We start from the raw sequence: 8611 nt of genomic DNA, 5'->3' as shown, positions 1-8611 counted from the left end.
GCCTCATCAAGGTCTTGGTTATAAGACTCCAGTAGAGAAGTTTGAGGAATATATTAAAAAACTCCAGGGTGTCCACCATGTATTGAACGAGAACAAAGGGTTGACATCTTAGTTACAAAATCCTATATTATGCAATAGCAAAGCTCCCCGGTAGCTCAGCGGGTAGAGCGGGTGGCTGTTAACCACCAGGTCGCTGGTTCGAGGCCGGCCCGGGGAGCCAATTTTAAAAATAATTAACATCTACACTGCGACTTTTTTATTATTCCCGAAAAATTAATCTTTAGTTAACCATATCTTGCATAAATATCAAAGCTTTTTTACAATTCAAGGTTTTGTATAATTTTCATCAAAATTTGAGAACTTGGGGATTGGAAATGAAACTGTATTTAATTGTGTTTTCTCCAACGTGTGCTGAAGGAACATTTATGTTTGCAGAGGAGATAGAGTTTATAAACGACGCCCATGTAAAGGCCTCTGGATACTTTGCCTTTAAAGAGGATATTTCTGAGTATAAAAGATTGAAGGAGGAAGGGGCTAAGAAAAGAACTCTTATTATTCCCCAGAGCTCCTATAACTTTATAGAAGAACTTGAAGTTTAGGGTTGACTTTTTAAAATTAACGATATAAGATTCAATTTAAGATTTACGGAAGGCAGCACAGACGGAAACAGATTAGCCCCAGAAGGCATGCCGTTTCTGCCTTCTGGGGCTTTTTAAATTTTAGAAACTTTAAAGAGAGGTAAGGAACATGGAGAAGCTCACAGGAACAGTAAAGTGGTTTGACTCAAAGAAAGGTTACGGCTTTATTACAGCCGACAATGGACAGGATGTTTTTGTCCACTACACAGGAATTAGCGGTAGCGGATTCAGAACGTTAGAGGAAGGAGAAAGGGTATCCTTCAACGTTACTGAGAGCGACAAAGGCCTTAAGGCTGTTGATGTAGAAAGACTTTAACTAAAATTAAATTGATTAAAATAGTTGCCACGGTTTCCGTCTGAAACGGCGGCGGTTTCCGTGGCAATTTTTATTTAAAGGAGAGAAAATGGAGTTTAGTTTCAAAGATTTAGACGAAAGGGTACAAAAATCCTTAGAGGAAATGGGATTTGAAAATCCAACTCCCATTCAGAAGGACGCTATACCTATAGCAATGGAAGGACACGATATTGTGGGGCAGGCTCAAACAGGAACTGGTAAAACGGCGGCCTTTGGAATTCCCATTGTGGAGGGAATAAGTCCAAGGGAGAGGGGAGTTAAAGCCATTATCCTTACTCCTACAAGGGAACTTGCAATTCAGGTAGCCCATGAAATTTCACTCATTGGAAAGAACAAGGGTGTCTCCGCCTATCCAATCTATGGTGGTGTTTCAATAGATAGACAGGCAAGTATACTGAGAAGGGGAAGAAATCAGATAGTAGTTGGAACCCCTGGTAGGATTAAGGATTTAATAAACAGGGGAATCCTTAAACTTGATAGGGTTAGGTATGCCGTTTTAGATGAGGCAGACCAGATGTTAGATATGGGATTTATTGAGGACATTGAGGAGATTCTCTCAAAAACACCCTCGGAAAAACAGACAATGCTCTTTTCTGCAACTATGCCCTACGAGATTAGAAAGCTTATAGATAACTACCTAAAGCCGGGTTACAAGTTTATAAAGGCGAACAAGGAACTAATAACACCTAAGGTTAAGCAGAGAATTCTGTTTGTAAAGAGTGAGGACAAGCTTAAAGCCCTCGAGAGGATCCTAAGGGAGAACGAGGGCACTTCGACAATAGTCTTCGTAAAGACCAAGAGAGATGCTGCAGATGTTGAGAGGGAGCTCCAGAGAAGGGGCATAAACGCCAGGGCTATTCACGGCGACCTTTCCCAGAGGCAGAGAGAAAATGTTATGAGGGCATTTAGGGAAGGAAAAGTAAGGGTTTTGGTCGCTACGGACGTTGCAGCAAGGGGAATAGACATAAAGAACGTAGGTTTGGTCATTAACTACGAACTTCCTGAAAATCCTGAAAGTTACGTTCACAGAATAGGAAGAACGGGAAGGGCAGGAAGGGAAGGTACTGCGATTAGCCTTGTTGCCGAGCCTGAAAAGAGGAGAATGTACAGAATTAAGGGTTTAAAAGGGGTAAAGCCGGAGAGATTCAAGGTTAACGATACAAAGGAAATTAAGGAAAAGCTCCTCTCTGAATCCTTAGAAAATGTTCCAGAGAGTATAAAAAGGCTTTCAAAGGAACTTGTAGAAAAGAGAAACCCTGAAGAAATAGTTGCTCTTTTACTAAAAAGGGTTATGGGGTAGGAAACTCCTACCCTATAAACTCTCCAATACTGCGAAACTTCTTGTACCTTTGCTCTACAAGTTCTTTAGGGGGCAATTGTTTTAGTTCCTTTAAGTGTTTTCCCACATACGTCCTAAAGTTTTCAAACGTTTCTTCCCAGTTCCTGTGAGCTCCCTCAAGGGGTTCTGGAATTACATCGTCGATAATTCCAAGTTTAAGGAGCTCCTCAGCCGTTAACTTTAAAGCCTCTGCAGCCTCCTCTACCTTTTCCTGAGACTGCCACAAAATCGCAGCACAGCCCTCAGGTGAAATAACGGAGTAAACGGAATTTTCAAACATTAAAATCCTGTTGGCTACACTGATGGCAAGGGCTCCTCCACTTCCACCCTCTCCAATAACCACACTAACAACAGGAACTTTCAACTTTGACATCTCAAGTAGGTTTCTTGCTATTGCTTCAGATTGACCGTGCTCCTCGGCCTCTATTCCCGGGAAAGCCCCAGGAGTATCAACTAACGTTATTATTGGTTTCTTAAACTTTTCAGCAAGCTTCATAACTCTTAGGGCTTTTCTGTAGTCCTCAGGAAGGGGCATACCAAAGTTTCTCTCTATCTTTTCTCTTGTTTCCCTCCCTTTCTCCTGGGCTATCACACAGACGCTCTCCCCTTCAAACGTACCAAACCCTGCTATTATTGCCTTTCCATCTCCACAGTGTCTGTCCCCGTGGAACTCAACAAAATCTGAAAATACAGCTTTTATAAAGTCTATCGAATGGGGTCTGTTGGGGTGGCGGGCAAGCTGAACCCTATCCCAGGCAGAAAGTCCTCTGTAGAACTCCTCTATTTTTCTCTCAAACTTTTTTTCTATTTCCTCAATTACTGCAGGGTCGTGTTTTCCCAAGCTCTTTAATTCCTCCAATTTCCTTCTCAGCCTGTCTACCTGTTTTTCAAATTCATACACTCCAGCCATTTTTTCAACCTCAGTTTACTCTTATTTGACCGTTTGGCAAGAGACCTTGAAGCTGTTTTAAAAGTTCTCCCTCAAGGGGTAATCTCAAGTCCGGGTCTATTTGCAATTTTGCAAAACAGTCCGGAAATTCAATTTCAACAACAACAGGTTTACCGTTAGGGGAAGAATTTTCCTCTAAGAAGCCTTTAATATCCAAGAGCACGTCTTCCGTTAGCTGAGAACTGTCCATCCTTAGAACAACTTCCCTCGTAGATTCGGAGATTACATTAGATAGGTGGTTAACCTCCTTTGCTATAACGCTCTTTGTCTCATCCTCTTCCCTGACCTGCCCTTTTATTGCTACCAAGTTTCCCTCTGTGAGAATTCCAGATACTTCTCTATATAGGTTGGGGAAAACGAGAACCTGGACAGTTCCATCCAAGTCTGTAATCTCAACAGTAGCCCAGAGGTCTCCCCTCTGAGTTCTCTTTGTTTTTACTTCAGTTACAGCCCCAACTAAAGAGACCTCCTCTCCGTCCTTCCAACTTTCCCTTTCACTCGTTGAGTTAAAACGAAAACTTACGATATCCCCGTACTCCTCAAGGGGATGTCCTGAGAGGTAGAAACCTATTGCCTGCCTTTCGTACTCCCACTTGATTTTGTCCATCCACTCTGAAACGTTTGGAAATTCCTTGTCAATTACTGAATTGTCATCCCCAAATAGACTCATCAGTCCCCTATTTTTTGTTTTTTGAATGCTCTGTGCAACTCCCATTGCCTTGTCTAAAACCTCATAGTTTGCTGCCCTTGAAATTCCCGTTGAGTCAAAGGCACCTGCCTTTACGAGGGATTCAATCACCTTTCTATTAACGACTCTTAAGTCCACCCTCTGGCAGAAGTCGTATATGTCCTTAAAGGAACCTTTCTCCTTCCTTACCTCCTCAATGTGAAGGGCTGCTTTCTCTCCAACGCCTTTAATTCCTGCAAGACCAAACCTTATTCCCCCCTCCTCTATGGTGAAGTAGGCTGAACTTCTATTAACATCGGGAGGGAGAATCTGAATGCCGTTTTCCCTGCAGTCCTTTATAAGCTTTACTATTTCGTCGGTTTTATCAAAGTCGATGGACATCATTGTGGCCATTAACTCTTTGGGATAGTGAGCTTTCAAGTAGGCCGTTACGTAGGCAAGGAAGGCGTAGGCTGCAGAGTGGGACTTGTTAAAACCGTACTCTGCAAACTTTGCTATATCATCAAAGAGCTTTTCTATCTTTTCTTTCGGGTATCCCCTCTCAACGGCACGGGATACAAATATTCCCCTCTGCTCGTCCATGATTTCTTTTTTCTTTTTACCCATTGCACGCCTTAGAAGGTCGGCTTCTCCCAAGGAATAGCCTGCAAGGACGTTGGCAATCTGCATTATCTGTTCCTGATAGATGAAGAGTCCATAGGTTTCCTTTAAAATTGGCTCAAGCTCTGGGAATATGTAGTCAACCTCCTCAAGACCGTGCTTTCTCTTGATGTAGCTCTCTGCCATCCCTGAGTTTAAGGGACCGGGACGGTACAGGGCCACAAGGGCAATGATGTCCTCAAAGATACTTGGCTTTAACCTCTTCATTAGGTTTCTCATTCCGTTTGATTCAAGCTGAAATACGCCGATAGTGTTTCCTTCCTGTAAGAGCTTGTAGGTCTTTTCATCATCCAAGGGGAGCTCCGTTGGAACTATCTCTACTCCGTGCCTTTCCTTTATGAGCTTTATTGTTCTGTCAATAATTGTTAGTGTTTTAAGTCCTAAAAAGTCCATCTTTAAAAGACCTAATGACTCAACCTGACCCATGTCGTACTGAGTTGTAATGTCTCCATCCTTGCTCTTTGCAAGGGGTATGTAGTTTGTAAGCGTCTCTGGAGCTATAACAACTCCTGCGGCATGGACTCCGGTTTGCCTTGCAAGTCCCTGTAATCTCTTTGCAATTTTTATTAATCTTTCAACAGTTTTGTCCTTTTCAATTAGCTCCTTTATCTCTGGAGCTCTCTCAACTGCATCCTCAACCGACTTTGCATCGTTTGGAATGAGCTTGGCTAACTTATCTACCTCCTTAGGAGGAATTCCCAAGACCCTTCCAACGTCCCTCACCACCATTTTTGTTTTCATCGTTCCAAAGGTAATAATCTGACAGACCTTATCCTCTCCGTACTTTTCACGGACGTACTGGATAACCCTGTCCCTTCCCTCCTGACATATATCAACGTCAATATCCGGCATTGTTACCCTTTCAGGGTTTAAGAACCTCTCAAAGAGGAGGTTAAACCTTAAAGGGTCAATGTCGGTTATTCCTATTGCGTAGGCAACAAGTGAACCTGCTGCTGAACCTCTGCCGGGTCCTACCGGAATTCCGTTCCTCTTTGCCCAGTTTATAAAGTCCCAGACGATTAGGAAGTATCCCGGAAATCCCATGTTGTTTATAATTTCAAGCTCGTGGTTTAACCTGTCGTAGTACTTCTTTACCGTTTCTCCATCCTTTATTCCCTGTTCCTTCAGTCTCCTTTCAAGTCCCTTCTCTGCAAGCTTTCTCAAGTAGCTTTCGTAGGTGTAACCTTCAGGAACTGAGTACTTTGGAAGGAGATACTTTCTGTTTTCAAAGGTTTCAAGTTTTTCATCTATCTTTTCTGCAATTTTTAACGTGTTAAATATTGCTTGAGGAATGTCCTTAAAGGTTTGAAACATCTCTTGACCATTCTTGAAGTAAAACTCCTTACTTGGGAACCTCATCCTCTTTTCGTCTGCAAGCTTTTTACCTGTCTGAAGGCAGAGGAGAACGTCGTGGGCCTCCCAGTCCTCCTTGTTGAGGTAGTGGGCATCGTTCGTTGCAACTAACTCAACGTCAAGCTTTTTAGAAAGCTCTATCAAGAACTCGTTTGCCTTCTTCTGTTCAGGAATTCCGTGGTACTGGATTTCAAGGTAGAAGTCATCTCCAAAAAGCTCCCTGTACCACTTTGCAGCCTCAACTGCCTCCTTCTCCTTTCCCATAAGGTATAGGGCTGGAACTTCCCCCTGAATACAGGCAGAGAGGGCAATGAGACCTTCACTGTACTTTTCCAATACTTCCTTGTCGATTCTCGGCTTGTAGTAGAATCCCTCTATAAAGGCGATTGAGCTTAACTTCATTAAGTTTTTCAAACCTGTATCGTTCTTTGCGAGGAGGATGAGGTGGTAGGTTCCCTTTTCACTGTCCTTTCCCCTATCAAACCTTGAGCCCTTTGCAACGTAAAACTCCTGACCGATTATCGGTTTTATTCCTGCTTCCTTACAGGTTTTGTAGAGCTCGTAGGAGGCAAACATGTTTCCGTGGTCTGTTACTGCAACTGCAGGCATTCTGTACTCTTTAGCCTTCTCTGCTAAATCCTTGATTTTTATTGCTCCGTCTAAGATTGAGTACTGAGAGTGAAGGTGTAGGTGGACGAAATCTCCCGGCTTTACCATCCTTGAACTCCTTTAACGTTTTGCAATAGGAAAAGTTATTCTACACTTTCCCCGTTAACAAATTCCTAACCTATTTGGAATAGTATTAACTCTATTGTTAAAATTGGCTTCACACTAAGAGGAGAAATGAAATGGAGTATAGAAGGGACCGTTTAGCGGATTGGCTCTTCGGAAATGTAGCCTTCGTTTCAGTTATCCTTGTTGTTCTAATTCTTTTTGCTCTCTTTATAGTTCTTTACAGTGAATCAAGGCTCTCCATAGAAACCTTTGGAGTTTGGAAATTTATCAAATCAACAGTCTGGAATCCTCCAATGAACAAATTTGGGGGAGCTCCTGCAATATTTGGAAGTGTTGTAAGTACAGTGATATCAATCATTATTGCTGTCCCCGTTGCCATTGGGATAGCAATTTTCCTAACTGAAATAGCTCCTCACTATCTGAGGACTCCCGTTGGTGTTGCAATAGAGCTTCTTGCTGCAATTCCAAGTATCATTTATGGAATGTGGGGACTTTTCTTCTTTGCTCCGTTTATGAGAGATAAACTACAGCCGATTATCCATGCAACTTTAGGGAAAATCCCCGTTATCGGAAGCTGGTTTTCCGGTTACACCCCCGGAATAGGACTTTTAACGGCGTCGATAGTCCTCTCAATAATGATTCTCCCCTTTACAGCTGCCATATCGAGGGATTCCTTCAAAATGGTTCCAGACATTCTAAAGGAGTCTGCCTATGCCTTAGGGGCTACAAAGTGGGACGTTATGAAGGATGTTGTTATACCTTACGCCAAACTTGGAGTTATTGGAGGGGTTATTCTCTCCCTTGGAAGGGCCTTAGGTGAAACTATGGCTGTTACTTTTGTCATGGGAAACCAACCGGTTATTCCCAAGTCCCTTCTGGAACCTGCTACATCGATAACTGTTACACTTGCCAACGAGTTTACAGAGGCAGATACCGACCTTTACCTATCGAGCCTATTCTACTTGGCACTCATTCTCTTTGTGATGAGTTTTCTCGTTATCTTTATTGGTAAGTTTGTTTTTCTAAAGAAGGTTGAGAGGTAGGAAGTGGACGCAGTTAGGAGAAGGAAGATTGTTAATGGTTTTATTTTAGTTCTCTCAACCCTTGCTGCCCTATTTGGAATAATGTGGCTCTTCTGGATATTGGGAACCCTTCTTTACAAGGGATTCTCAACCCTCTCCTTACAGGTTTTTATAGGAGACCCTCCTGCTCCTGGGGATAATACAGGTGGACTTAAACACGCAATAGTAGGACAAACTCTAATTGTTCTGACTGCTTCAGTAATAGGAATCCCATTTGGAATTCTTGCAGGTACTTACCTTTCTGAGTACGGAAAGAACAGTAGATTGGCAAACTTTGTCAGGGATTTATCCGACGTCTTAATGAGCGTGCCTTCCATCGTTGTTGGTACATTTATATATGCGATTGCCGTAAAGCCTATCGGCCACTTTTCAGGGTTTGCCGGAGCTCTATCACTTGCAATAATGATGGTTCCCATAATTCTTAGGACTACAGATGACATGCTGAGAATGGTTCCGCCGGAGCTCCGTGAGGCTGCATATGCCCTTGGAGCTACAAAGTACAAGGTTATTAAAGATGTTGTTTACAGGGCTGCAATAACAGGTATTCTCACAGGTGTGATTCTATCAGTTGCAAGAATTGGAGGTGAAACAGCTCCATTACTCTTTACCTCATTCAACAATAACTTCTTTACTTTAAATATGTTTCAGCCTATGGCTTCTTTGACTGTCACGATGTACGACTATGCAATGAGTCCTTACGAGTACTGGCAGAACTTAGCTTGGGCAGCTGCAATTATTCTTACCTTTGGTGTACTTGGAGCAAATATTCTTGGAAGGATTATCGCCCATTACAAGTTCAAAAGATAGGAGGG

7 protein-coding genes and 1 tRNA gene are annotated in these 8611 nt (G+C 42.6%); 6 read left to right on the top strand and 2 right to left on the bottom strand.

Going from position 1 to position 8611, the window contains the following annotated elements:
• Positions 1–144: 144 nt before the first annotated feature.
• The 4 genes from FN732_RS05155 (at position 145) to FN732_RS05140 (ending at position 2293) form a co-directional block, all read left to right on the top strand.
• A tRNA-Asn gene (locus FN732_RS05155) sits at positions 145–220 on the top strand.
• A gap of 154 nt (positions 221–374) precedes the next feature.
• Positions 375–599: a hypothetical protein gene (locus tag FN732_RS05150; RefSeq protein ID WP_142935468.1), complete on the top strand. Its 225-nt coding sequence runs from the start codon at positions 375–377 to the stop codon at positions 597–599.
• A 148-nt stretch (positions 600–747) separates the two neighbouring features.
• On the top strand, positions 748–954 hold the full coding sequence (locus tag FN732_RS05145; protein WP_142935466.1) for a cold-shock protein: 207 nt from the start codon (positions 748–750) through the stop codon (positions 952–954).
• Between the two features lie 88 nt (positions 955–1042).
• Entirely contained in the window at positions 1043–2293 is a 1251-nt protein-coding gene (locus tag FN732_RS05140) for a DEAD/DEAH box helicase (RefSeq protein WP_142935463.1), read from the top strand.
• A 7-nt stretch (positions 2294–2300) separates the two neighbouring features.
• Here FN732_RS05140 and FN732_RS05135 read toward each other — a convergent pair whose 3' ends face one another.
• Entirely contained in the window at positions 2301–3242 is a 942-nt protein-coding gene (locus tag FN732_RS05135) for an acetyl-CoA carboxylase carboxyltransferase subunit alpha (RefSeq protein ID WP_142935461.1), read from the bottom strand.
• Between the two features lie 10 nt (positions 3243–3252).
• Entirely contained in the window at positions 3253–6699 is a 3447-nt protein-coding gene (gene dnaE, locus FN732_RS05130; protein WP_142935459.1) for a DNA polymerase III subunit alpha, read from the bottom strand.
• Between the two features lie 131 nt (positions 6700–6830).
• Here dnaE and pstC point away from each other — a divergent pair, with 131 nt between their 5' ends.
• A complete protein-coding gene (gene pstC, locus FN732_RS05125; RefSeq protein WP_142935457.1) occupies positions 6831–7760 on the top strand; it encodes a phosphate ABC transporter permease subunit PstC in 930 nt (309 codons plus the stop codon).
• A gap of 3 nt (positions 7761–7763) precedes the next feature.
• Positions 7764–8606 (top strand): phosphate ABC transporter permease PstA, encoded by an 843-nt coding sequence (gene pstA / locus FN732_RS05120; protein ID WP_142935455.1) that lies wholly within the window; start codon positions 7764–7766, stop codon positions 8604–8606.
• The last annotated feature ends 5 nt before the right edge of the window (positions 8607–8611 follow it).

Origin of the sequence: Balnearium lithotrophicum (assembly GCF_900182585.1) — a bacterium.
Lineage (GTDB): Bacteria > Aquificota > Aquificia > Desulfurobacteriales > Desulfurobacteriaceae > Balnearium > Balnearium lithotrophicum.
This window is presented reverse-complemented; position numbering and strand designations above follow the sequence as displayed.

Bases quoted from the DNA above. Each gene is read 5' to 3' on its own strand.
- FN732_RS05150 (WP_142935468.1), top strand. From the start codon at position 375: ATGAAACTGTATTTAATTGTGTTTTCTCCAACGTGTGCTGAAGGAACA.
- FN732_RS05145 (WP_142935466.1), top strand. From the start codon at position 748: ATGGAGAAGCTCACAGGAACAGTAAAGTGGTTTGACTCAAAGAAAGGT.
- FN732_RS05140 (WP_142935463.1), top strand. From the start codon at position 1,043: ATGGAGTTTAGTTTCAAAGATTTAGACGAAAGGGTACAAAAATCCTTA.
- FN732_RS05135 (WP_142935461.1), bottom strand. From the start codon at position 3,242: ATGGCTGGAGTGTATGAATTTGAAAAACAGGTAGACAGGCTGAGAAGG.
- dnaE (WP_142935459.1), bottom strand. From the start codon at position 6,699: ATGGTAAAGCCGGGAGATTTCGTCCACCTACACCTTCACTCTCAGTAC.
- pstC (WP_142935457.1), top strand. From the start codon at position 6,831: ATGGAGTATAGAAGGGACCGTTTAGCGGATTGGCTCTTCGGAAATGTA.